General features: G+C 43.5%; 15 protein-coding genes. 9 read left to right on the top strand and 6 right to left on the bottom strand.

Going from position 1 to position 25,397, the window contains the following annotated elements; all coding sequences use genetic code 11:
* The first annotated feature begins 149 nt into the window (after nt 1-149).
* From ACE1CD_RS18500 to ACE1CD_RS18480, 5 genes are all read left to right on the top strand, one after another.
* Nucleotides 150-932, top strand: coding sequence for an ABC transporter ATP-binding protein (locus ACE1CD_RS18500; protein WP_374791434.1), 783 nt, complete (start codon nt 150-152; stop codon nt 930-932).
* Nucleotides 933-1,024: 92 nt separating this feature from the next.
* Nucleotides 1,025-2,713, top strand: coding sequence for an MlaD family protein (locus ACE1CD_RS18495; RefSeq protein ID WP_374825986.1), 1,689 nt, complete (start codon nt 1,025-1,027; stop codon nt 2,711-2,713).
* Between the two features lie 6 nt (nt 2,714-2,719).
* Nucleotides 2,720-5,209: a glycosyltransferase family 4 protein gene (locus ACE1CD_RS18490; protein ID WP_374825985.1), complete on the top strand. Its 2,490-nt coding sequence runs from the start codon at nt 2,720-2,722 to the stop codon at nt 5,207-5,209.
* 4 nt (nt 5,210-5,213) lie between these two features.
* Complete coding sequence (locus ACE1CD_RS18485; RefSeq protein ID WP_374791427.1) at nt 5,214-5,498, top strand: hypothetical protein; 285 nt, start codon at nt 5,214-5,216, stop codon at nt 5,496-5,498.
* Nucleotides 5,495-6,022 carry a helix-turn-helix domain-containing protein gene (locus tag ACE1CD_RS18480; protein WP_374791425.1) on the top strand — a complete coding sequence of 176 codons (528 nt, stop codon included), beginning with the start codon at nt 5,495-5,497 and terminating at the stop codon, nt 6,020-6,022. Before ACE1CD_RS18485 ends, ACE1CD_RS18480 begins: the two co-directional genes overlap by 4 nt.
* A gap of 299 nt (nt 6,023-6,321) precedes the next feature.
* Here the strand turns inward: ACE1CD_RS18480 and ACE1CD_RS18475 are convergent, their stop codons facing one another.
* Both ACE1CD_RS18475 and ACE1CD_RS18470 read right to left on the bottom strand, forming a co-directional pair.
* Entirely contained in the window at nt 6,322-6,600 is a 279-nt protein-coding gene (locus ACE1CD_RS18475; RefSeq protein ID WP_374791423.1) for a DUF3288 family protein, read from the bottom strand.
* Nucleotides 6,601-6,717: 117 nt separating this feature from the next.
* Complete coding sequence (locus ACE1CD_RS18470) at nt 6,718-9,327, bottom strand: tetratricopeptide repeat protein (protein ID WP_374825984.1); 2,610 nt, start codon at nt 9,325-9,327, stop codon at nt 6,718-6,720.
* Nucleotides 9,328-9,476: 149 nt separating this feature from the next.
* Between ACE1CD_RS18470 and rpiA the strand changes: the two genes are divergently transcribed.
* The 3 genes from rpiA (at nt 9,477) to ACE1CD_RS18455 (ending at nt 21,604) form a co-directional block, all read left to right on the top strand.
* Nucleotides 9,477-10,196, top strand: a complete 720-nt coding sequence (gene rpiA, locus ACE1CD_RS18465) for a ribose-5-phosphate isomerase RpiA (RefSeq protein WP_374791419.1) — start codon at nt 9,477-9,479, stop codon at nt 10,194-10,196.
* Nucleotides 10,197-10,553: 357 nt separating this feature from the next.
* Nucleotides 10,554-14,048, top strand: coding sequence for a choice-of-anchor D domain-containing protein (locus ACE1CD_RS18460; RefSeq protein ID WP_374825983.1), 3,495 nt, complete (start codon nt 10,554-10,556; stop codon nt 14,046-14,048).
* A gap of 725 nt (nt 14,049-14,773) precedes the next feature.
* The gene (locus tag ACE1CD_RS18455) at nt 14,774-21,604 is read left to right on the top strand and encodes a choice-of-anchor D domain-containing protein (protein WP_374825982.1); all 6,831 of its coding nucleotides are present in this window, start codon (nt 14,774-14,776) and stop codon (nt 21,602-21,604) included.
* Between the two features lie 344 nt (nt 21,605-21,948).
* Here the strand turns inward: ACE1CD_RS18455 and ACE1CD_RS18450 are convergent, their stop codons facing one another.
* Nucleotides 21,949-22,470, bottom strand: coding sequence for a hypothetical protein (locus ACE1CD_RS18450; RefSeq protein WP_374825981.1), 522 nt, complete (start codon nt 22,468-22,470; stop codon nt 21,949-21,951).
* Nucleotides 22,471-22,473: 3 nt separating this feature from the next.
* Nucleotides 22,474-23,142, bottom strand: coding sequence for a serine hydrolase (locus ACE1CD_RS18445; protein WP_374825980.1), 669 nt, complete (start codon nt 23,140-23,142; stop codon nt 22,474-22,476).
* A 114-nt stretch (nt 23,143-23,256) separates the two neighbouring features.
* Here ACE1CD_RS18445 and ACE1CD_RS18440 point away from each other — a divergent pair, with 114 nt between their 5' ends.
* Entirely contained in the window at nt 23,257-24,021 is a 765-nt protein-coding gene (locus ACE1CD_RS18440) for a superoxide dismutase (RefSeq protein ID WP_374825979.1), read from the top strand.
* A gap of 107 nt (nt 24,022-24,128) precedes the next feature.
* Here ACE1CD_RS18440 and ACE1CD_RS18435 read toward each other — a convergent pair whose 3' ends face one another.
* Nucleotides 24,129-24,602, bottom strand: coding sequence for a tetratricopeptide repeat protein (locus ACE1CD_RS18435; RefSeq protein ID WP_374825978.1), 474 nt, complete (start codon nt 24,600-24,602; stop codon nt 24,129-24,131).
* A gap of 16 nt (nt 24,603-24,618) precedes the next feature.
* Nucleotides 24,619-25,386, bottom strand: a complete 768-nt coding sequence (gene rsmG, locus ACE1CD_RS18430; protein ID WP_374825977.1) for a 16S rRNA (guanine(527)-N(7))-methyltransferase RsmG — start codon at nt 25,384-25,386, stop codon at nt 24,619-24,621.
* Nucleotides 25,387-25,397: the final 11 nt, after the last annotated feature.

Here is a 25,397-nt window from a genome sequence, read left to right as displayed (position 1 = left end):
TAATAAATTATAATTTTTTTACCCAAAAAAAAGAAGTTTATAGCCTTCCATTTCCAGAAAATCATCAAAAAATTTTTCCAAATTTCAACCTGCCCAACTAATCCAAAATCCAAAATCCAAAATCGTGTGACTCAACACTGAGAACTTTTATGGCTGAGCCGTTAATTGAACTAAAGGAAATCAGTAAGTCTTTTGGCGATGCTTTAGTCTTAGATGAAGTCGATTTGACGATTTACCAAGGCGAAGCGCTGGCGATTATTGGCCCCTCCGGTACGGGAAAATCGACGATTTTACGCATAATTTCTGGTTTGTTAGCTCCCGATGCTGGCGAGATTTATATTAAAGGAGAGCGACGGCGTGGGTTGGTGGAAGATGCAGAAGATTTGATCGGCATTGGCATGGTTTTCCAGCAAGCGGCTTTGTTCGACTCGCTGACAGTAGAGGAAAATGTCGGTTTTGTGCTGTTTCAACATTCTAAACTGCCGCGCCGCGTCATTCGCGAACTGGTTAACGAAAAGCTGGAGATGGTGGGATTGCCAGGAATTGGCGATCGCTATCCTTCTCAATTATCGGGCGGGATGCGTAAACGGGTGAGTTTTGCGCGTGCGATTATGTCAAATCCAGAAAATCCCAAGGATACCCCAGAAGTTTTGCTGTACGATGAGCCTACCGCCGGACTAGACCCGGTTGCTTCTACGGTGATTGAGGATTTGATCCGCCAGTTACAGTGTAATGAAGGAGGTTGCAGCAGCTACGTTATTGTTACTCACCAAGACAGCACGATCCGCCGTACTGCCGATCGAATTGTGTTCCTCTACCGGGGTAAGGTGCAGTGGTCGGGAAGTCTTAGCGAGATCGATACGACCGATAACGCTTTGATCCGGCAATTTTTTAGCGGTAGCGTAGAAGGGCCGATTCAAGTAGCCGGTTAAGATAACTCTAATAGTTTTCGATCGTCGCAAGTCTTCAAATCTAAAATCCAAAATCCAAAAGCCAAAATCTAAAGTCGGTTGGGGGAGAGGAGATGCGATCGCGAACAGTTCGGGAAGGCTCTGTCGGTTTGTTATTTTTGTTGGGAATAGGCTTATTCGCTGCATTGGTTTTGTGGTTGCGCGGCACATATTTCGGCACTCGTACCTATAAAGCGATCGTTGAGTTTGCTAACGCAGCTGGTATGCAAGTAGGAACGCCAGTGCGATATCGCGGTGTCGCTGTTGGCAAAGTTAGCAACATCAAACCACAAGCGAATGGAGTTGAAGTTGAAATTGAAATTACCCAATCAGATTTAGCGATTCCTCGCGATGTTGTAGTAGAAGCAAATCAATCTGGTTTAATTAGCGAAAATACTATCGATATCGTACCTATAAATACTGTACCAGTTGATGTTCGAGGTGCTAACCCGTTTGCCCCTGACTGTAAAGATCGCAACTTGATTATCTGTAACAACGAACGTTTGCAAGGTAGGGTGGGAATTAGTTTGGATGAACTAATTCGCGTTGCCGTGCGCTTTGCCAATTTGTACAGCGACCCCAAGTTTTTTGAGAACATAAATTCGGCAGTAGCAAACACATCTGTAGCGGCACAGGGAGTGACTCAACTGACACGAGAACTGTCTGGTTTGATCGTATCGGTAAAGCAAGATTTGAGAAATGTATCGGCGGCGGCGAATGCGGTTGGTGCAACGGCGCAAAAATTGGGTACAACAGTCGATCGATTCGGCGGAACTGCCGATCGACTAAATCAAACAATTGCCAAATTCGGCAACACAGCGGATAATGTTAACCTAACTATCGCCAAATTCGGTGGAACTGCTGACAAACTCAATCAAACTGCCGATCGATTTGCTGGAACTGCCGGTCAAATTAATGTTGCGGTTAATCAAACTACCGATCGCATCGGTGCGACTGCTGATAAATTAGGTCGTACTACCGATCGCATTGGTACAACTATAGACAAATTCGGTCGAACTGCCGACCAAGTTTCCGTAGCTGTGAATCGAATTGATGCTACGGCTACTCGAACGGCAAATCAAATTAACGAGACTGTTACTCAGACGGCGGGTAAATTTGATACAACAGCCGATCGATTTAGTGTAACAGCCGGTCAAGCCAGCGATTTACTTACAAATATCAATAGTTTAGTCAAAACAAATCAAGCTGCACTTGTCAATACCCTCAACAATCTCAGCCAAACTAGCGAACAGCTTCGCGTTACGGTAGCCAACCTTTCGCCGGCGATCGATCGCGTTTTGCAAGGAGAATTTATCCGTAACTTAGAAACTCTATCTGCCAATGCAGCGCAAGCTTCAGCCAATTTACGCGATATCTCCAACTCGTTGAATGACCCAAATTATTTACTAACTCTACAACAAACATTAGATTCCGCTCGCGTCACGTTTGAGAACGCACAAAAAATCACATCTGACCTCGATGAGTTGACAGGAGATCCCAGATTCCGCAATAATTTACGCAACCTGGTTAACGAGTTGAGCGGTTTGGTATCTTCCACAGAGCAACTACAGGAACAAGTTGAAGTTGCACAGTTTTTGACTCCTATGGCGTCAGCAACAAATATGCAAATTCCGGAAATGGCAAATCATACTTCTGCGACTCATCCACCCGTACCTGTGACAACCTCTATAGAAGAGAGCAAGCCGAAACCCATTGCCCAAAAAGACAGCAAATCTTCTGGAAATAAGGTATTAAAAAAATAAGTGAAAATGAATAAAGATAGTTTGTTGTATCCACCAGTTCACTTCTTTACGATAGTCCTTAATGGGCAACCATTTATTCGTTATCAGATCGAAATTTTTAACCAATTACCTTTCAAATGGCATTGGCACATTGTTGAAGGTGTAGCTGATTTAAAGCATGACACTGCTTGGAGTTTGCAGTTGGGTGGAAAAATAACAGCAGACATCCATTACAACGGACGTAGCAATGATGGCACAACAGAATATCTAGACGAACTGACACAATTATACCCTGAAAAAATCACAGTTTATCGGAAGCCAGAGTCTGTTTTTTGGAACGGAAAACGGGAAATGGTGAATGCTCCACTTGTCAATATTCAAGAAGAATGTTTGCTGTGGCAGGTGGATGTAGATGAACTATGGACTGTAGAGCAACTATGTACGGCGCGACAAATATTTATCAAAAACCCTGATAAGACAGCCGCTTTTTACTGGTGCTGGTATTTTGTAGGAGAGAATTTAATTATTAGCAGTCGTAATTGTTATGGACAAAATCCTCAGCAGGATTGGTTGAGAACATGGAGATATAAACCAGGGTATTTTTGGGCGGCACACGAACCTCCAATATTAGTGGAGCCATTACCAAATGGTCAATATAGAAATATTGCTGCCGTCAACCCTTTTTTACATCAAGAAACTGAAAAGGAGGGATTGATTTTTCAACATTTTGCATATGTGACTATCAATCAGTTGCAATTTAAAGAACAATACTACGGGTATAAAAATGCTGTTATTAAATGGAAAGAGTTACAGAAAAATCAAATATTTCCAGTACTATTGCGCGATTATTTTTCATGGGTTAAAGATGAGACTATGGTTGATACCGCTCAATCATGGGGCGTAGTACCAATTTTTCAAATAGGAAAAAATGGCATAAGTTGGCAATTGTTCCGACAAGATGAGATGAGGAAAAAAACTGTAACCTATCAAAAAATATATCCTAAAATAGTTATTGATACTATATTCTTTCAATTCTATAAAACGGGAATTGCTCGCGTTTGGAGGTCATTGCTAGAAGAGTGGGCAGCCAGTGGATGGGCAAAGCATATTGTTGTACTCGATCGAATTGGTACTGCTCCCAAAATTTCTGGTATCCGATATCGAAATGTGCAACAATATAACTATAGCAGCACAGATGCAGACCGCAGAATGTTGCAGCAAGTCTGCGATGAAGAAAATGCTGACTTATTTATTTCAACCTACTATACAACACCTATTTCAACGCCATCTGTGTTTATGGCATATGATATGATTCCAGAAGTTATGCAGTGGAATATTGCCGAAGCTATGTGGCGCGAGAAACATTATGCTATCCGTCACGCATATAGATACATTGCGATTTCAGAAAATACAGCCCGCGATTTAGCAAAGTTTTTTCCCCATATTCCTGCCAGTTCTATAACTGTAGCTCATTGTGGTGTCAAAAGTATATTTTCACCATCTATTCCTGAAGAAATTAGCCGTTTTAGAGCAAAGTATAGCATTTCAAAACCTTACTTTATTTTAGTTGGTGCGTCAACAGGTTACAAAAATAGCATTTTGTTTATTCAAGCTTTGGCAAAACTGACAAATAAAGAAGATTTTGAGATTGTTTGTACAGGTGCTAGTCTCTTATCAGAAAACGATTATAAACCCTTTGTATCGGGTGTTGCAATTCATAAATTGCAATTAGAAGATGAAGAATTAAAATTAGCTTATTCTGGTGCGATCGCATTAGTTTATCCATCAAAATATGAAGGATTTGGATTACCTATAGTTGAGGCTTTAGCCTGCGGATGTCCGGTAATTACTTGTGCAAATGCCTCTATTCCCGAAGTGGCTGGAGAAGCGGCAATTTATGTAAATGATAGTGATGTCGATGAATTAACAAAAGCTTTATCTGAAGTTCAAAAGCCCGATGTTCGCCAATCATTAATTTCGGCTGGCTTACGACAATCTCAAAAGTTTTCGTGGTCAAAAATGGCTGACTTAGTTAGCTCAGCCTTGCTGGAAGCTGTTGCAAGTATAGAAAATGCTAAGAAAGTCTCCGCTGAGTTATCAATTCATGTCGAAAAGTTTGAGCGGCAGTTGCTGGAAGAAACTATCGATTCATCGCAATTTCTCAATCTGCTAAGTGGAAGTATCAACCTCTACGAAATCGATCCAGAAGATGAATCGGTATTGGCAGACTTACGCTTAATTCGCAAACGCATAGCTGATTTTTGGTTGAGTGCAGCAGTTGAAGAACTGGAAAGTTTCTATTTGGGAAAAGTCGGTAAGGCTCATAAAATTTTGCAAAATAGTACTTTTAAACAGACACAATTAACAGAAGCAGAACAGACTTTTGTAGATGAATTAGCAGATAATTTGACGAAAGTATTTGCCAATTCAATGGCTATTAATTACCGACTGGCGGCGATGTTGTATGGTTTGGAGAATGAAGGCGATCGCACGCATCTCCCTAATTGGTTAAAATGATATAATGATTCCAGAATTTGACGATGACGGCTACCTAACCCCAGGAATTCACTGGGCAACATGGGACGAACTTTTAGATATCAACTACTTACAAAGTATTGCTCCCAGCTTATATAATTTTGCCCAAAAGCGTGCAGAGCAAAAAACCAGGTATGGAGGTGAAATTTTTCCCTCTGATTACCCGGCGGACATTTCTGGTATAACCTATCTAGATTTTTTTCAATTTGACACAAGAACTAATAGAAGCAAAGGCGTTATTGCTATTGACTTATTGAGGTGGAACGTATGATGATAAAAACAGAACAACACTATCGCAACACCATAGATTGGTTGCATAAATTTGAACAGACAGTAGCAGCATTCGATCATAGCGAAAGTTTGAGAAACGACCCGAAGCGGTGGAAACTTTTGAAGGATTCATACCAGAGTAAAGTTGATGAGCTTAGGGAACAAATTGAAGAATACGAAACCCTTACAAATCACGATCGTTATACTCCAATAGTGTTGAAACTTGATGAGATAAATTATCTACCGGAAGTACTGATCAAAGCTCGGATGGCAGCTAAACTCACCCAAAAAGAACTAGGAGATTTAGCTGGGTTGACAGAGGAGCAAATTCAGCAATATGAGGAACAAGATTATGATAATGCGAGCTTTCTTGATGTAATGGCGGTGTTTGATGCGCTGGATATGAAAATTCAACAATGTGAGTTTCTAGTTCCTCTAGATACTCTCAGGAGAACGCCAATTACTAAGGAGGAGTTACTGTCGTCATCTCGTCAAAAAGTAAATTCTCAGGAAAATAGCGTCTAGAGTGCCAGTCCAGTAAAAGAGGTTGACAAAAGAAATAAGGTGTGTTGCTGATAGAAACCTCGGCAGGGTGAAGCATATGCCTGCCGGCAGGCTATCGCCTACGGACAAAAAATCTTGGGTGTTGTGCCATAAATTGTCGCCCGAATGCTTCGCCCCTACATAGTACATATTTCGTTCTTTTTGTCAATTTATTCTACTAGACTGGCGCTCTAGAGAAGTAATTACAGCAACTTCCAGTTGTATGAAGTGCAGTACAGAAACCCAGTTTCTTCAAGAAAGCGGATTTTTATGTACATCACCTAAGCCCAATCTTCGCTATCGCTACCGCGAGTTTTATAAACTTCCCCTTTCGCATGAATTTTGCGGGTAGTTTCGTAAAGTTCCTCTTCGTTCATACCCCACATTTGCAGAACTTTGTCCAAGTCTCCCTTGATATCTCTCGCACCGGGAAAACCAAGGTAGCGAATTCGCAACCGCGCTAATTCAGCTAGGTTGTATTCACTGGGCTTTCCTACTAAGAGGTTATCGACAACTTTGCGGTCTTTACTATATTGAGGATGCTGCTGTTCTTTGGTCATTAGTCAGTGGTCAGTGGTTGGTGGTAAGCGGTCGTTGCTTATTGTCTTCCAGTGCATTATTTATTCTTTTTTTTGACTTTTGACTTTTGACTTTTGACTTTTGACTTTTGATTTGAGTCATTTTTGTTTAGCTACAAGTTCTTCAAATATGTTGTACATATCCTGAGCAAATTTTTTCGTGTTCCACAAAGGGGCTAAATTTTCAGGTTGTTTCGATCGCACAATTTGCTCTCGGACTGAAAGCCTTAACTCGGTGTCGTTACCGAGTTTTATTCCCCAATCTGTGTACTCTTCCCAACTCTTAGCTACGCCAGTTGAAATAGAAAGAGATTGTAAAAAAGAATATGCCATTCTGGAAAGATACTGCTCACCTATTCTAGTTACAACTGGCAACTCAAACCACAATGCTTCCAAGTTATGCGTCCCACCATTATAAGGATAGGAATCCAGCAAAACATCGGCTATTTTGTAACTTGCTCTATGTTCTTCTTCCGTCTTTGTTATCGGCATAAATTTTATGCGGTTAAAGCGCACACCAATTGCTTCACATTCCTTCTGATAAGTCGCTTTAATTATTTCTCGATCGCCTGTGTGTCCCTTATATAGCAATATGCTATCAGGTACGTGCTTGAGGATTTTTACCTGCGCTTTTATCAGATCTGGATTCATTTTATATGCAGGCGCAACGCATAAGTAAACTACCTGATCTTCAGCGATCCGCATAGATTTTCTGGTAACTTCTCGCTGTACGGATTGGCATTCAAATCCAGAAACTGCAACAAATGAATCTGGCAGACGAACTAACTGTTCCCGATTGTATTGTTCTGTGCCTGCGGGGTGCGTGTGCCAATCGCATAGGAAGTAATTGTTTGCATCTGTGAATGGCGGTTCAAATCCCAACCAAGATATACACACAGGCGCTGGTTTTTTATAAATAATATCGACTTGAATGGGGACTGTGAGAGAATCCAAATCGATTAATACATCCACTTCATCTTTTAATATTTGTGCGATTATTTCGTTTGTTTCCGCGCCGCCATTGGCCAACTTTTGGGGTCTATAAAATCTGGTACAAGCCTGTTCAAATAGCTTAGTTCTATCATCTGATTTGCGATTGCCCGTGACATACAAGTAGACATTTTGCGTCAGGTCGGTTAATGCTCGGATGCTGTCATAACTACACCAGCCTACAGAGTGTCTGACAAAGTAACTCGACAAAAAGCCTATTCTTAGTTTTGACGAACCTTTACTTTTTGGTAGAATATTGTAAATTTGCTCTTGCTTAGCGTTAATCACTTTTTCTGCATATTTTTCGCCAATTGTCTTGGCCAGTTTAGAGTTGGCAAGTAAATCATCCCGCAAATAATTGATATGAAACAAAACTTGTGTATAGAGTATTGCTATTTCTTCTGATTTTAATTCTGACAAGCGCTGATAAATTAGCGGTTCGATTTGCAAAAATTTCTCCCAGGCAATTTGATTGAGTCCAGATTTAACATATGTAGCGATAAAAGTTGCGGCAGCAATTAGTTGACCGTTTTCGCCACAATTCTGGATGTAATCATCTGCCGCTTCTCTGAGTAGGGCAAAATTAGCATTATTGTTTGGCCCGCCGATTAACTGGGACAGACACAAATGGGAAAGCAATCGATCGGGGTGGATTTTAATAGCTTTGAAGAGAGTGTTGATTGCATATCTGAACTTCTCGACATTCAGCTGACCTTGTTGCTGAGTTTGCCGTTGCACTGACATCCCGATGTTATAGTAAGCTTCGGCTAAGTCGGGTTGCAGTTCGATCGCTTTTTGGAACTGGACGATCGCCTCTTCAAATTTATCTTGTTGTGCTAGCGCTGCCCCGATGTTAAAATATGCTTTGGCCGATTTTGGTAGGATTTGAAGTATTTTCCCGTACTGAACGAGGGCTTGTGAAAACTTCTCTTGTTCGACGAAAGCATTGCCTAACTGATTGTAGGCTTCTGCGTAATCTGGTTTGAGATCGATCGTGGTTTGGAAATGGACGATCGCTTCCTCTATTTGACCTTGTTGTTTGAGAGCCGTACCCAAGTTAAAATGTGCAATGGGGTAATTCGGTTTTAACGCCACCGCACGTTTGTAGTATGCGATCGCCTCAGACCACTTACCTTGTTTGCCGACAGCCGTTCCCAGATCGTTGAGAGTTTCGGCGTTTAGGAGTTCTGGTTTGAGTTGTAAAGCCTTTTGCCAGCACGGAACTGCTTCATCCGATCGACCCAACTGCATAAAAACATTTGCCAAATTCCAATATGCAGCTGCCAGGTCTGGTTTGAGGTCGATCGCTTTTTGATAGTGGGCGATCGCTTCTTCTGACTGACCCAGCTTGGAAAGCATTGTCGCTTTATTGACATAAGCTTCCGCAAAGTCCGGGTTAATTGCCAACGCCTTATTGTAAGCGCGAAGAGCTTCTTCTATCTTGCCTTGGGCTTGCAGGGCGTTGCCTAAAATCTTGTAAGTCGGGGCTTCATCCGGTTGTAACTTCAGGGCGAGTTTGCAGGATTCGATCGCTTCAGGGAACTTCCTTTGCCGCAAGTATAACTCACCGAGCTCGTAGTGTACCTGGGCGTAGTCTGGTTGAATTTCTAGCGCCTTTTGGTAGCTTTCCATCGCTTCATGGAGTTTTTGCTGACTTTTGAGTTGGTTGCCGATGTTGCAGAAGTTTTGCGCTGCTTCTGAATGAAGTTGACTTTGCATCCTAATTAGCTTGCCCTTGACGCGGTAAAGTTAACGCTGGAGTTATTTTAATCGCGGAACAGGTAATTGGCGATCGGGGAATAGGAATGAAATGACCTTTTGACCTTTTGACCGATGACCTTTTAACCGACGACGAAGGAGTTTAGTGAATGACCGCAGAAATGGACGCCTCTAAATTGATGAAACAGCAAGTCGGCAAAGCTGCTGCCGATCGCGTGCAATCTGGTTCTATTGTAGGGCTGGGAACTGGCTCTACTACAGCTTACGCGATACAATTTTTGGGCGATCGCCTCAAATCCGGCGAATTAAAAGATATCATAGGCGTCCCCACCTCGTTTCAGGCGGAAGTGTTAGCCAGAGAGTATGGCATTCCCCTGACGACACTGGATGTAATCGATCGGATCGATATCGCCATTGACGGTGCCGATGAAGTTGACCCCCAACTTAATTTAATCAAAGGTGGCGGCGCTGCCCACACCCGCGAAAAAGTCGTCGATACCCTCGCTGCCCAGTTTATCGTAGTTGTGGATAGTTCCAAACTCGTAGACAAGCTCGGTTCCACCTTCAAGGTACCGGTAGAAGTTATACCGATGGCATACGCACCCGTCATGCGTGCCATTGAAAAACTCGGCGGCAAACCAGAATTGCGAATGGGCATCAAAAAAGCGGGCCCAGTAGTTACCGATCAGGGAAATATGGTAATCGATGTCAAATTTGACAGCATTGATGACCCAGCCGAACTAGAGAAAACACTTAACAACATTCCCGGTGTTCTCGAAAATGGCTTATTTGTCAACACCACGAATTTAGTGCTGGTAGGCGAAATTAAGGACGGACAGCCTTCCGTGCGCGAGATTGTCAAAGGCTAGAGGTATTTTCTCAGAAAACCGGTTTCTTGAAGAAACCGGTTTTTTAGTGAGCAATTGCTCACTAAAAAATATCAAAACGCTTTGTTGGGAATTTTAAACTATTTTTCAAATTAAAAACCTATCTTGCGATCGACTTTTGGTTGAGCTTGTTGGGCTTTTCACTCAGTAAAAATAATCTATCTATAGACCGGATCATCACCCACAGCAAGGAAGAGGCGCAATTAAAAATTGCAATTATTACTAAGAAAAAACTGCCTATTAGTCATCAAATATCTTCATAAATAATGAAGAGAAAATTAAATTGAATCGATAACCTGAACAGTAAAGCAGTGGCTCTACCTGTTAGGAGTAAAGAAATTGGCTACCTTAAATCCCACAACCGGCAGCGATTTTTTGACTGGTTCTCCCGTTTCCGACAGCATTCCAGCATTAGAAAATAATGACACCATTTTTGGTATGGAAGGGGAAGACATCCTCAACGGTAACGAAGATTTAGATCTCATCAATGGCAACGAAAATAACGATTTAGTTATTGGCGATATCGGCAAAGATACCTTGCGCGGCGGTCAGAACAATGACTCGCTACTAGCAAATGAAGGCAACGATATTATTTATGGGGATTTAGGTAATGACACCGGTTATGGCGGCCAAGGTCAAGACCAACTATTTGGCGGTCAAGGCCCAGAAGCAGACTATGGCGGCAATGGCAATGATGTTTTATTTGGCGAACAGGACAATGATATTGTTCTCGGTCTGGGTGGCGATGACCTAGCATTTGGCAACGAAGATGCAGATATTGTTAATGGCAACGAAGGTAACGACACAGTTCGCGGCGGTCAAAACAACGATATTGTGCGCGGCGGACAGAACAATGACGTTATATTTGGTGACAAAAACAACGACACCATTTATGGAGATTTAGGTGACGACACCGGGTATGGCGGCGAGGGAGATGATTATCTATTTGGCGGTCAAGGCCCAGAAGCTGATTTTGGTGGCAATGGCAGCGATGTTTTACATGGCGAACAAGGAAAAGATTATGTCCTTGGTTTAGATGGCAACGATTTGCTATACGGTAACGAAGATTCCGATTTTGTTGATGGCAATGAAGGCAACGATATAGTTTATGGAGGTGAAGGTAGAGACACTCTACGCGGCGGTAGAGACAACGATCGAGTTTTTGGCGATGAAGATAACGACGTTCTTTGGGGAGATTTAGGCGCAGATAGTCTCAGCGGTGGTAGTGGTGACGATGTATTTGTCATCGGTAGACGTAACGATGTATCTGGTTTTCTCACCACTGGTGGCCCTACCATTGCCGATGCCGACTACATCACAGATTTTGGCGATGGTTTAGATTTAATTGCCTTAACTGGCGGACTGAACTTTGAGGATTTAAATATCTTAGAAGGTAGCGGTGAAAATGCAGGTAATATCCTCATTCAAGATAAAATCACCAAGGAGTATTTGGTGAATTTGAAAGGGGTTGACATAGACAGCATTACTAAAGCTAACTTCACTTACTCTCCCATCCGAATTGACAATTACTTATCCTTTACTAACGAAGATATTCGCGTTAGAGAAGACGGCACATCGGCAGTAGCGGTAACGATAAGTCGTACAGATGGTATTGATGAAGCGGTTAGCGCTACTTTGTTCGCCACAGATGGCACTGCGAAATCGCCAGATGACTACTACAATAGCACTCCCATTGCGATTAATTTTGCGGCTGGCGAAACCTTAAAAACGGTAAATATTCCGATTGTGAATGATTCGATCGCAGAAGGTGACGAAACGTTTAACTTAGCTTTAGGTTTCCCTGCTAACGGTGCGACAGTTGCACCACCCAAAACAGCTACTGTGACTATCCAAGATGGTACAAGTTCTTCTCCCACTTCGTCTCCAACTAACGCAGGCACTCTTGAGTTTACCAGTCCTACTTTTGCTGTTGATGAAAATGGTACGCCGATCGCATCCGTAACGGTAACTCGCACTGGCGGCAGTCAGGGTGCGGTGAGTGCCAAACTCTTATTGAATGGCGGTACTGCTTTGGGTGGCACATCACCTTCATCAGGAGCAGATTACAACAATAACTTTATCGCCGTCAACTGGGCAGATGGAGATACTGTACCCAAAGTTGTCAACATTCCCATCTTCAACGATACAGTTATTGAGGGCAACGAAACTGTCAATGTCAGTTTATGCGATTCTACAGGCGGCGCGACAATTGGGACGCTGAATTCTGCTGTCCTCACCATAACTGATGATGAGGGTTTGTCGCATACTGCATTGAATCCGGAAATTCAAATCCTGGATGGCAGTACCAATATTGTTGATGGTACGACGCAGGCGATCGATCTAGGTACAGCAACGGTTGGTGCTAAACTGACTAAAACTTTCACCATCCAAAATACCAGTACTACCGATACTCTCAATTTGACTCAATGGACTTTGCCTGATAATTTCTGTTTGGTGGGAACTATTCCCGGAACTGTAGCGCCTAAGAGTAGCGCTTATTTCACTGTCGAAGTCGCTACCAGTAAGGCGGGGAATCCGGAAGGAATTATTGCCATCAATAGCAACGATAAGGATGAAAGTACTTTCAATTTTGCCGTCGAAGCAACTGTCGAGGATTCGTCATCGAACACATCAGGTTCGGAAATCCAAATCCTCGATGGCAGTGCGGATATTGTTGATGGCAGCACAGAGGCGATCGACTTCGGTACAGCTAATGTTGGTGCGACTTTAACTAAAACCTTTAGCATCAAAAATACCAGCAGTAGCGATAATCTGATCTTGAGTAATTGGAGTTTGCCAAATGGGTTCAGTTTGCAGGGAAGTATCCCCACCAATCTAGCGCCTAACAGTGCATCTCAATTTATTCTCAAAGTCGATACGGCAACATCTGGCAATCTCGCGGGAAATCTGGCGATCGCTAACAACGATAGCGATGAAAATCCTTTCAATTTTGCCGTAGCAGCAACGGTGGAAGATTCGTCATCGAACACATCAGGTTCGGAAATCCAAATCCTCGATGGCAGTACGAATATTGTTGATGGCAGCACAGAGGCGATCGACTTTGGGACAACTACTGTTGGTCAAACCTTAACTAAAACTTTCACCATCAAAAATATCGGCCCCAACGATACTCTTAATTTGAGTAATTGGAGTTTGTCAGATGGGTTCAGTTTGGTGGGAATTACTCCAGGCATTGTAGCGCCGGGAAGTCAAGCAACTTTCACTATTAACGTGGATACTGCGAAGGCGGAAAATCTCGAAGGTAGTATTTCTATCGATACCAATGATAGCAATGAAAATCCCTTCAATTTTGACTTAACAGCAACAGTGAACTCTTCGTCTTCCGAAGTTCAGATTCTGGGAAGTGATGGTTCGGATACAATTCAAGGTAACGACGGAGGAGTCGATCGCATCAGTCCTGGAGGTGGTGCAGACTTCCTGACTTGGACATTTGTTCCGCCAATGGGGGTTACAGATATAATCACCGGATTTTCTCCAGAGGAAGACATAGTACAATTCGCAAAAGCAAACTACGGAAATATTTCTGAGATCGATCCGGTCAGCGTTTCCAGTTTAGGTCATGAGGGCGATGACATTAGTGCCAGTACGCTGGTCGTTTTTGATTCCACTATTGACTTCACCGATGTTGCGGAAGTAGATTTAAAATTGTCCGAACAAAACGGTACTTCGCAAACTGCGCTTTTCTTCCTTTACAGTAGCGGTGGAAATCGCTATTTAGGTTACGATCCGGATGCCTCCGGGCCCGGTAATGCTGTGAGTATTACACAGTTCGATGTCTCGCCGATGCCATCAAACGTTATGATGTTCAACTAAATAGGTTGAATATTTTATCATGTGCTTGACATTAAGCTAAAGCTGACCTGGGCATTTGTCCAGGTCACTTTCGATTGTTTTCCGTTATACAATCTCTACCCAGGACGATCGTTGGGTAATAATAAATCGAGTTTCCTGGTGTGATACGATCGGCCTTTTGGCTGGGTAAGTTAGAAGTAAGTAACACTTTTGGTGTTATGATCCTGCAAAGAAAAAATTGGCCGTTCTGAGCGAAACCCTTGTTAGTAATATTACAGATGGGTGCATTTACAGATTTGGGTGGGGGACGATCGCGTTTATACAGGTGCATTTACAAGGTTGCGATCGCAGGCAAGCCTCTTTTCATGGGTATTAAGTTTAGGACAGTTAAAGGGTTATTGGTCAAAATTTTTACTCCTCATACCAGAAAAGCTAAAAAGCCAAGTCTGGTCTGTCATTAATTTTTCCATTCGGAAAAAACCCTGTTACCATCGTGCATCGACCTCATTATTCAGTATAATTCTCTACCCAATTGTCAGCCTTATCAAAAGGTGAGAAGTTTTTATGAGCCTTTGCCAAACAGTCCTTAGCAAATAAATTGTTTGAATTTAGATAGTTAAGTGCCTTTGCAAATCTCCCTTAAGGAGGATACGCTATAAAAGTTTGTACGTATTATCCCTATTGGCCTCATAATCAGGAGGATAAAATTACTTTTTTTCAGTACATCTACCGAAGAGGATAAAAAAGTGGATAACTATAAGACAACATCCGGCAAAGATTTCCTGACTTCCTCATCCATTACAGACATAATTCGCGCATTTGCAGGCGACGACATCGTTTTCGGAATGGAAGGGGATGACACTATCAACGGTAACGAAGACTCAGATATCCTCAATGGCAACCAAGGCAAAGACTTAGTTCGTGGCGGTCAAAACGAAGACCTTGTTCGGGGAGGTCAAGATGATGACTGGGTTTTCGGAGACAAAGGCGACGATACCGTTTATGGGGATTTGGGCAACGATACGGGCTATGGCGGTCTGGGTAACGACCTACTGATAGGTGATCGAGAGTTAAACACAGACTTCAGCCAAGATGGCGACGACGTATTATACGGAAATGAAGGCGAAGATATTATCTACGGTCTGGGCGGCGACGACCTATTATTTGGTAATCAAGACACAGATATCATTAACGGCAACACAGGCAAAGACACAGTTTGCGGCGGTCAAGGCGACGATCTTGTTAGAGGTGGGAATAACAATGACTCCCTATTTGGTGACAAAGACAACGATACCGTTTATGGAGATCTAGGCGACGACACGGGATATGGTGGCGAGGGTAACGACTTTTTAGTCGGCGACGAAGATATAAATACAGACTTCAGTCAAGATGGCGACGACGTATTATACGGAAATGAAGGCGAAGATATTATCTACGGTCTGGGTGGCGACGACCTTCTATACGGCAATCAAGACGCAGATATCATTAACGGCAATGAAGGCAACGACACAGCTTGTGGCGGTCAAGGCGAAGATCTTGTAAGGGGTGGCGATAACAATGACTTACTATTTGGCGACAAAGGCGACGACACAGTTTATGGCGACAAAGGCGATGACACTGTTATAGGTGGCGAGGGTAACGACCTGCTATATGGCGATGCCAATACTGAGACATTTGAAACAACTATAAGTGTTGTGGTCTTCAGTACCGTAACTGTGGAGACAGACACCAGCAAAGATGGCAAAGACCTTCTCTTTGGCGGAAAAGGTAAAGATACCATCTGCGGTCTGGGTAGCGACGACATCATCAATGGCAACGAAGGCGAAGACTTAGTTTACGGCAACCAAGGTCAAGACACAGTTCGCGGCGGTGACAACAACGATACCATCTGGGGAGGTCAAGGCAACGACTTACTCTACGGTGACAAAGACAACGACGTTCTTTGGGGAGACTTAGGTACAGACACCCTCGAAGGTGGTAGCGGCGACGATGTATTCGTCATCGGCAGACGCAACGATAAACCCGGTTTTGCCAGCACAGGTGGCCCGAATATCGGCGATGCCGACTTAATCGTCGATTTTGGCTATGGTTTGGATTTAATTGGCCTCACCGGTGGATTAACTTTTGACGATTTGAATATCTTTCAAGGTAGCGGTGAAAACCAAAGTAATACCATAATCCAGGACAAATCCACCGGCGAATTTTTAGCGAATTTGAAAGGGGTTAATAGCAATACAATTACCAAAGCTAATTTCACTTACTCGACGATCCGCATTGACAACTACTTGTCGTTCAGTCAGTCAACATACCGCGTTAGAGAAGACGGTACGCCCGAAACTTTAGTAACGGTAACTCGTACAGGTAATTTGGATGCAGCTGTCGGTGCGATCGTTTTCTTATCAGATGGCACCGCCAAATCATCCCAGGACTACAATGGCAATCCGATCGAACTTAACTTCGCCCCCGGAGAGACCGCGAAAACTATAGTTATTCCGATCGTTAGCGATACCATACCAGAAGGAGAAGAAACATTTAACGCCGCCTTGGGTTTCCCCAACAACGGTGCCACCGTTGCCCCACCCAAAACAGCCGAAGTCAGAATTATCGATAGCAATAATCCACCATCATCTAACCCAGGTACAATTCAATTTAGCGGCCCTCTCTACGCCGTTGGTGAAGATGGCACACTCCTGTCATTGATCGCCGTAAATCGCATCGGTGGCAGTAGCGGCGCTGTGAGTGCAAAAGTTCTGCTAAATGGCGGTACTGCGATCGGTTCTGCCCCTCCCTTAGTATCCCCCGCCGATTACAGCAACAACTTCATCACTGTCACTTGGGCAGATGGAGATACCGCCCCCAAAATTATTAACGTCCCCGTTCTCGACGATACCCTTATTGAAGGCAACGAAACAGTTATTTTAACCCTCACCGAACCCACCGGAGGGGTAACGATTGGGCAGCAAAATATTGCCACCCTCACAATCGTAGATAATGACGGCAGCACGCCGTCACCTACCAAGGGTACTGGCGTTCTCTCATTTACCGCCGCCAGTTATAGCGATAACGAAGGTAATAGCGGCATCCCCAACAAAGTTGTTGCCACCGTTCAACGCACAGGTGGCAGCGATGGCATTGTCAGCGTTCAAGCAATAGTAGATAATCCACCTGGCAGCGCTACAGATGGCAGCGATTACATCAATATTTCTCCCATCACCATCACTTTCAACAGTGGCGAAACTAGCAAAACAGTCGCCCTGCCCATTTTTGGAGATACATCTGTCGAAGCGGACGAAACAATTAATTTGAGATTGGTCAATCCCATCGGCGGCGCAACTCTTGGCAGTCAGCAAACTGCAACTTACACGATTATTAATGATGATGCGAATACCCCTAACAACGCCCCAGAAATTGATGTAATTGAGAGCAATACAATCATTGCCGATAATACGGGTAACGTTAATTTCGGTACAACTACTGTTGGTACATCTGTAACCAAAACCTTCACCGTCAAAAATATCGGTAATGCTAACCTGACTCTCGGTGCAATTAACAGTTTGCCAAACGGTTTTACCCTCGTCAATCAGTTCCAAAATACAACTATAACTCCCGGCAATACGACAAGTTTTGATGTCAAATTAGATGCCACAAATATCGGTAGTTATAACGGAATCATTTCCTTTGTCAATAACGATTCTGATGAAAATCCTTACAACTTTAACATCAGCGGTGTTGTCAACGCACAAGCATCGAATCCAGAAATTCAAGTACTCGATAACGCCACCGATATTATTGATGGTACGACAACTCCAATAAACTTTGGCACGACCTCTTTAGGTGTACCTATTACTAAAACTTTTACAGTCAAAAATTTGGGGAATACAGCACTTAATTTGAGTGGCTGGACATTGCCAACTGGCTTCAGCATAGTGGGAACTTTACCAGGGATTGTCGCACCCGGAAGTTCATCTACTTTTGATGTCAAGTTGGAGGCAATTGCTGGTGGTAATTACCAAGGAAATTTAGATATTGGCAACAACGACGCCGACGAAAATCCGTTTAATTTTGCTATCGCCGGCACGGTAACTCCCGTACCGCCAACAAGTCCAGAAATTCAAGTTTTGAGCGATGCAAATAACGATATTGCCGATGGCAGCACAACACCTTTCGACTTCGGTACAACGCCTCTGGGTGTACCAATTATCAAAACATTCAAAGTCAAAAACCTCGGTGGCGCTGCGCTTAACTTAAGCAACTGGAGTTTATCGAATGGATTCAGTTTTGTCGGTACGCTTCCGGGAATTGTAGGCAATGCTACTGAGAGTACTTTCCAAATTAAATTTGATGCAAATACGGCGGGTACTACCAAAGGAGATATCTCCGTTGGCAATAACGATGCCGATGAAAATCCTTTCAATTTTGCTATTTCTGGAACCGTAAGCGGTACGTCAACATCCAAGGCAGAAATTCAAGTTTTGGATGAGCAAAATAACAATATCGTTGATGGTAGTACCACGCCTTTTAACTTCGGCACAACCAAACTGGGAACAGCGATTACTAAAACTTTCACAGTCAAAAATACTGGCAGCGAACAACTTAATCTCACACTATGGAAATTGACAGATGGTTTTAGTTTTGTTAGTGCTGTTCCCGGAATAGTATTACCCGGTTCTCAGGCTACTTTCAAGTTAAAATTTGATGCAGGTAGTGTCGGGACAACTAACGGAAAGCTAGAAATCGATAATAATGATGGTGATGGCAGTGATGGCATTGAAAATCCCTTCGATTTTGCGATCGCCGGAACGGTAACCGATACACCAACAGCAAATCCGGAAATAGATGTTTTCAATGGCGCTACCAATATCACCGATGGCAGCACAACACCTATAAACTTTGGCACCAGCAAAGCAGGCGAAGTAAATATTAAAACCTTCACCATCAATAATACCGGCAGCGATACGCTGACCTTAAGCGGATGGACTCTGCCAACAGGTTTCAGTTTAGTGGGAACGATTCCCGGTAGCGTAGCGCCAGCGAGTTCCAAAACTTTCGATGTGCGCTTAGATACCTCTACTGTCGGGAATTACCAAGGTGAGATTGTCATTGCCAATAATGACAGCGATGAAAATCCGTTCAATTTTGCGATCGCCGGCACCGTCACCGGGACACCCACCGCTAATCCAGAAATCGAAGTGAAGGATGGCGGTAATAACATTAATGATGGCAGCACAACGCCGATTAACTTTGGCAGTAGCAATGTGGGTGCATCTAACATCAAAACCTTCACCATCAATAATACCGGCAGCGATACGCTGACCTTAAGCGGATGGACTCTGCCAAAAGGTTTCAGTTTAGTGGGAACGATTCCCGGTAGCGTAGCGCCAGCGAGTTCCAAAACTTTCGATGTGCGCTTAGATACCTCTAACGTCGGGACTTACCAAGGTGAGATCGTCGTTGCCAATAACGACAGCGATGAAAATCCGTTTAATTTTGCGATCGCCGGCACAGTCACCGGGACACCCACCGCCAATCCAGAAATCGAAGTGAAGGATGGCGGTACTAATATCACCGATGGCAGCACAACACCTATAGACTTTGGTACTACGGATCTGCGAGTATCAAAATTTAAAACCTTCACCATCAACAATATCGGCACCGATACCCTGACCCTAAGCGGATGGAAATTGCCAGATGGTTTCAGTTTGGTGGGAAATATCCCTGGTTCCGTAGCACCAGGACAATCTACAACTTTCCAGATCAGATTAGATGCAAATCAGGGTGGGAAATACCAAGGTTCTTTAGAAATAGGTAATAACGACAGCGATGGCGGCGATGGAGTCGAAAATCCCTTCGATTTTGTCATTACCGGTACTGTGTTACCTTTACCACCACCAAACGCAGAAATTGGGGTATCCGATCAGCTAAGCAATAACATTGATAGCGCCACGGAAACGCCAATAAATTTTGGCACTACCACAGTCGGTACAAGCCTTACTCAAACCTTCACTATCAAAAATAGTGGCACTGACAATCTCACTCTGGGTAAGTTGAGTTTGCCAACAGGTTTCAGTGTGGCAACACCTTTTGGCAGTACGACTATAGCACCCGGTTCATCAACAAACTTTACTGTAAAACTTGATGCCAACAGCGCTGGGAATTATACTGGCACAATTTTGTTTAGCAACAATGACTCCGATCTCGATGGCAAGGTAGAAAATCCTTTCTATTTCCCGATTTCAGGGACAGTGCAAACTATACCCGCTCCCGAAATCGTCGTTCTTGATACTAGCAGTTCAACTCCCAACATTCCGGATGGAAGCACAACTCCCATTGATATTGGGTCTACTCCATTAAACGTACCCAAATCGAAATCGTTTATTGTCATCAACACTGGCAATGCAAATCTTTCCATGAGTAATTGGAAATTGCCAAATGGTTTCAGTTTCGTGGGGACTCCTCCCAGCACTATAGGACCTGGAGGTTCAGCTACTTTTAGTGTTCAACTTAATGGTCAGAGTGTTGGTGATGTCAGTGGAACGTTACAGTTTGACAACAATGATGGTGATGGGGGTGACGGGGTAGAAAATCCCTTTGATTTCCAAATTAAAGGTAAGGTGACTCCTGCCTCAGTTACTGTTAGTCCATTTACGGTAAACGGTGCAGTTACAAATTTCCAAGAGAATAATCTTGGTGTTGGGGCAACCCCACGCAACTTTACTATCAACCTCGAATCTCCTGCACCAGCAGGGGGTGTAACTGTGAATTTCAATATGTCGGGAACAGCTACTGTTGGGCAGGCAAGTGGTAACGATTACACTCTGTCTGGTTCGTCCGGCATGACTTTTACTACTTCGGGGACAACTGGTTCGATAACTATCCCACAGGGCGCAACCAGTGCCAAGATTTTTGCCAGTATAATCGACGATTTTACGATTAACGAGCCGGATGAGACAGTGATAATTACCCTCACATCGGTTTCATCGGCAAATTCTGGTGACTTTATCATAGGAGCGCAGAATTCAGCGCAAAATAACATCACCGATAATGATTGGAACAACCTGTCTAACGTCCTAACTGGAGGTGGTGCTGTTGACTTAATGCAGGGCAACGATGCTTCTGTTGACACCATTAATCCCGGCAATGGCAATGATATTATTTCTTGGATGAACGTTCCGCCAACTGGCGTCACAGATAAATTTGGTAGTGGTCAATTTCAGGCTGGTGGGGACAAATTTCAATTCACTTCAGCCAACTTCGGAAATATCTCTAGTGCCTCACCTGTAACGATTTTAACTAAGGGTCCTGGTGGCGAGAGTATTAGTGGCAAGAATCTAATTATCTTCTCTGCGAGTATTAACTTTACCAGTGTTGCTCAGCTGGATGCAGCATTGGCTGCCCAAAATGGTACGTCGGCAAATCCTGTTTTCTATATTTACTCGTCAGGCGGTTCAACTTGGTTTGTGGGTTATGACCCAATTGCCAACCAAGATGGTTCTGCTGGTGGTGTAAATGGTAGTACGGCAAGAAATATTGTACAGGTTGATGCAACGCCAACGGCATCAAACTTTAATTTTGTGTGAAATCATATGAGGAGGCTTTATACCAAATTCGGGTTTGTTACCCCCTTCAATTTTTGGTCATTTCATTGTAGAGACGTTTCATGAAACGTCTCTACAGTACACCCCAGTTTTCGTAGGTTGGGTTGACGCCAGGAAACCCAACCTACAATTCCTACAATTCCAAAACCCGTGCAGTATTGGAGTTTCTCTGTACTTCAATTACCTGAAAATTTGACGCCAGGAAACCCAACAGACAATTCCAAAACCCGTGCAGTACACCTTAGTGTTGGGTTTCGCTATCGCTCAACCCAACCTACAATTCCTACAATTCCAAAACTCGTGCAGTATTGGAGTTTCTCTGTACTTCAATTACCTGAAAAGTGCTGTAACTTCTGTCTGACTGTCTCAAAAAACTGCTTATCAGTCAGAAGTTTGATTTCAAAATCTTGTTGTACATAGGTTTGCATCAACTGCAACCACTCATCGGAGGGAATATTTTCAAAAAATAGAGCTACTACTCTCCCTTGTTCCGCATTTTTCTGCTTTGCATACATAGCTTCTGTTAAGATACCGGGTAAGCTACCGCCTTTTGCACCAAGGGCGTCAAATTTTTCCCGGACTGGCTCATTTTGCATAGGCCATTCTAAATACTCGCGCATTATTCTGGAAGCGTTTGGCGAAATCAATGAATCGGTGTAAATTCGCTCCATTATTTGTGCGTATGCCTTTGCTGTTCCGCCGGGATTTAAAGCTTCTGCCATTGCCTGTTGGTCGTTTATGCTGATAAATTTAAGCATATCTTTGATTTTTCGATCGCGAAAAGCGGCATCATTTTTCCACTTAGATGTTAAGTTATAAACTGAATTGGTGTATTCAGTTTTACTCATTGCCTAGTAAATTTTTAAACGTTCTTCTGGCAAAGCTGATATTGCTGTATCGTCCCAACTTAAAAACTGACCGATAATGGGAAGCGGTACATCTTCTGAAGGCAACCCTAATACTGATGGCAATTTTTCAATATTCTCTCGTCCCAATCGTTCGATTAAATAGTCGGCGGCGGCGTTGCTGCTGTACCGAATCATTGCACTAGGAATATGCCGCAATGCAATTTTATTTTCTGCATTGAGATACTTTTTTTCTCGGAAGTATCTTAAGGCTTGAGGATGGGCTCCGCCATCTGTGTTGGGCAGGTAATAAAGATTGACGGAATTTAGATCGATCGCTTCATCGGGGGAAAGTATTCCTTGTTCGACTTGTCGGGCATATTCTGCTAAAATAAGAATCTTAATTGTGGAAGCCAAAGGCCGTTTCTCTCGATCGCGGTAGAAAATTCCTGTTTCTGAGTTGCCAATTTCATAAGCAACTAAGGAAACATTTTCAGGATGAGCGACGATGTATTCCAGCAATTCTGACGGCGTTTTTAACTGAGATGTTGGCTGCACATTTTCCGAGTCGGCAATCACAGGTTCGAGAAGACGAGAAACCGTTTCCCATTGCCAGACTGTTAGCGCAGCTAGTAGGAGGAAGAGAAGGCCGATCGAAAAGGCGATATACTTCATATATCACTATAGGCTTTATCAAAATTCATCCAAATGTTATAGGCGTCTTACCCTATATTCTGAGAAAATTAAACCTGCTAACTAAATCGCTCAATTCATTAGCTGGTGCTGCTTATGACTGTCACACGCCGCCATTTCCTCATTTTACTGGGAGCCAGTGTTAGTTCGATTACCGTGGGTGCTTGTCTGGCATCTGGGGATAATATATCGAGAGCCGATAATAAATCTACCTCTGGGAGTACGACAAATGTCGCGCAGAACACAGGTGCGTTTGAGTTGCCGCCTTTACCGTATGCCTACAATGCTTTAGAACCATATATCGATGCTCGCACGATGGAGTTTCATCACGATAAACATCATGCGGCATATGTGACAAACTTGAACGGTGCGATCGCCAAATACCCCCAACTCAAAGGTAAGACTGTCGAAGAATTACTGCAAAACTTAAATACCGTCCCGGAGGATATTCGCACTACGGTTCGCAACAATGGCGGCGGTCATCTCAACCACAGTATGTTCTGGAGAATTATGAAACCGAATGGTGGCGGAGAACCTACGGGTGCGATCGCAGATGCCATCAAAACTAATTTTGGCAGCTTTGCCGCCTTCAAGCAACAGTTTAACGATGCTGGCGCGAAGCGTTTCGGTAGCGGTTGGGCGTGGCTGGTACGCACCAAAGACGGCAAACTCCAGGTAACGAGTACAGCCAACCAAGACAGCCCGTTAATGGATGGTGCTTATCCTATCATGGGCAACGATGTTTGGGAACACGCTTATTATCTCAAATACCAAAACCGCCGCGCCGAATATTTAGATGCTTGGTGGAATGTTCTCAACTGGGATGAAATTAACAAACGCTTGCAGCAAGCTAATGCTTGAAATAGGGGTTAGGGCGTCGGGGCTAGGGACTAGGGGAAGAAGGAGTTAGGGGTTAAAAAAGTCAAAAGTTATACCGAGGTGAGAACCTCGGTTTTTGACATATCCTGTTAAAATGTCGGACAGCCAAATGTTCTAAACTGGGCCCCCGTAGCCGGTCGATACTTTTTGATACATTGTGATTGCTGAATTCTCACAGTGGCATAGCGATCGCCCGGTCTTACAGTCAGCGCTCTTCTATAATTAGCAATAGCTGTATCGTATTCGCCGTTGGAGTAAGCTCGGTCTGCCACTCTGACGTATCTGCCATAATTGGGGGCGATGCGTTCCAACCTTTGCAATCTTTGTTCCAAAACCTCACCAATAGCTGTGTTGATGTCATTATCGTTTGGCCCATTTGGACTGGCATCTGCCGCTCGTTGATAATTCGTTAAAGCTGTATCGTAATCGCCTCTTTTTCTAGCAGCTTCAGCCATTCGCAACCAGCGTTGATAATCCGTTTCTGCTAGGGTTGGATAAACTGTGCTGGCGCTGAGTAAGAATGTTAACAACAGCGTTGTCGCTTTAAATGTTGTGCTTGCCATAAGCTAATTAAAAAAGTTATTTTACTTTTAATTTTATATTTTTAATTTCCTTTTCGCAGGCAACTTTCCGCAAACGAACGCAGTGACGCACGCTTTTACTCAAGGGAGTTGTAAAGCTATCGATCGATTCAATTTTTCCACCCAGCCGTTGCAGTATTGGTTGCAGTGCAGAACTTTCTTCTTCTGTCCACTGTCCGCGATAAAGGATTGCCAAACCTCCATCTTTAAGCAGAGGTAGTGCGTATTCCGCACAAACTGATGCGGAACCAACTGCTCTAATTAAAGCTAGATCGTAGGATGCTTTGTGTCGCGGTTGTTTCGCCACTTCTTCCGATCTACCAGTTAGGGTTACAGCGTTTTTTATACTCAATTCAGTTATTACAGTTTCGATAAAAGCAATTTTTTTACGGGTGGAATCAAGTAGGGTGACAGTGAAATTTGGTTGCGCGATCGCAACTGGCAAACCCGGAAATCCCGCACCAGTTCCTATATCGATAACATGGAAATTGGGAACTTGATATTTGAGATTTGAGATTTCCGATTGAATCTTGTCTTCTGCAATTTGCCATCTTAAATTTGAAATCTGCAATTCGTTTTTGATTCCCCGCAAAGAATCCCACAGATGTTTTTCCCAAAACTCGATCGGTTCGGTGATGCGAGTTAAATTTAACTGCTGATTTCCACGACAAATCAGTTCGTAAAGATGTTGAAATTGTTGTTGCTGTTCGGCATTCGGTTGCCAATTTAAGGTTTCCTGCCAAACAGAAGTCATCTCCGGCAACATTTTGGATTTTA

The organism is Aerosakkonema sp. BLCC-F183 (genome assembly GCF_041929145.1).
Taxonomy (GTDB): domain Bacteria; phylum Cyanobacteriota; class Cyanobacteriia; order Cyanobacteriales; family Aerosakkonemataceae; genus Aerosakkonema.
Note: the sequence above shows the minus strand (reverse complement) of the source record. Positions and strands in the feature narration are given on the sequence as shown.

Coding starts and splice junctions, on each gene's coding strand:
- rpiA (WP_374791419.1), top strand. CDS start 9,477: ATGACCGCAGAAATGGACGCCTCTAAATTGATGAAACAGCAAGTCGGC.
- ACE1CD_RS18485 (WP_374791427.1), top strand. CDS start 5,214: ATGATTCCAGAATTTGACGATGACGGCTACCTAACCCCAGGAATTCAC.
- ACE1CD_RS18475 (WP_374791423.1), bottom strand. CDS start 6,600: ATGACCAAAGAACAGCAGCATCCTCAATATAGTAAAGACCGCAAAGTT.
- rsmG (WP_374825977.1), bottom strand. CDS start 25,386: ATGTTGCCGGAGATGACTTCTGTTTGGCAGGAAACCTTAAATTGGCAA.
- ACE1CD_RS18470 (WP_374825984.1), bottom strand. CDS start 9,327: ATGCAAAGTCAACTTCATTCAGAAGCAGCGCAAAACTTCTGCAACATC.
- ACE1CD_RS18445 (WP_374825980.1), bottom strand. CDS start 23,142: ATGAAGTATATCGCCTTTTCGATCGGCCTTCTCTTCCTCCTACTAGCT.
- ACE1CD_RS18450 (WP_374825981.1), bottom strand. CDS start 22,470: ATGAGTAAAACTGAATACACCAATTCAGTTTATAACTTAACATCTAAG.
- ACE1CD_RS18435 (WP_374825978.1), bottom strand. CDS start 24,602: ATGGCAAGCACAACATTTAAAGCGACAACGCTGTTGTTAACATTCTTA.
- ACE1CD_RS18440 (WP_374825979.1), top strand. CDS start 23,257: ATGACTGTCACACGCCGCCATTTCCTCATTTTACTGGGAGCCAGTGTT.
- ACE1CD_RS18480 (WP_374791425.1), top strand. CDS start 5,495: ATGATGATAAAAACAGAACAACACTATCGCAACACCATAGATTGGTTG.
- ACE1CD_RS18495 (WP_374825986.1), top strand. CDS start 1,025: ATGCGATCGCGAACAGTTCGGGAAGGCTCTGTCGGTTTGTTATTTTTG.
- ACE1CD_RS18500 (WP_374791434.1), top strand. CDS start 150: ATGGCTGAGCCGTTAATTGAACTAAAGGAAATCAGTAAGTCTTTTGGC.
- ACE1CD_RS18490 (WP_374825985.1), top strand. CDS start 2,720: ATGAATAAAGATAGTTTGTTGTATCCACCAGTTCACTTCTTTACGATA.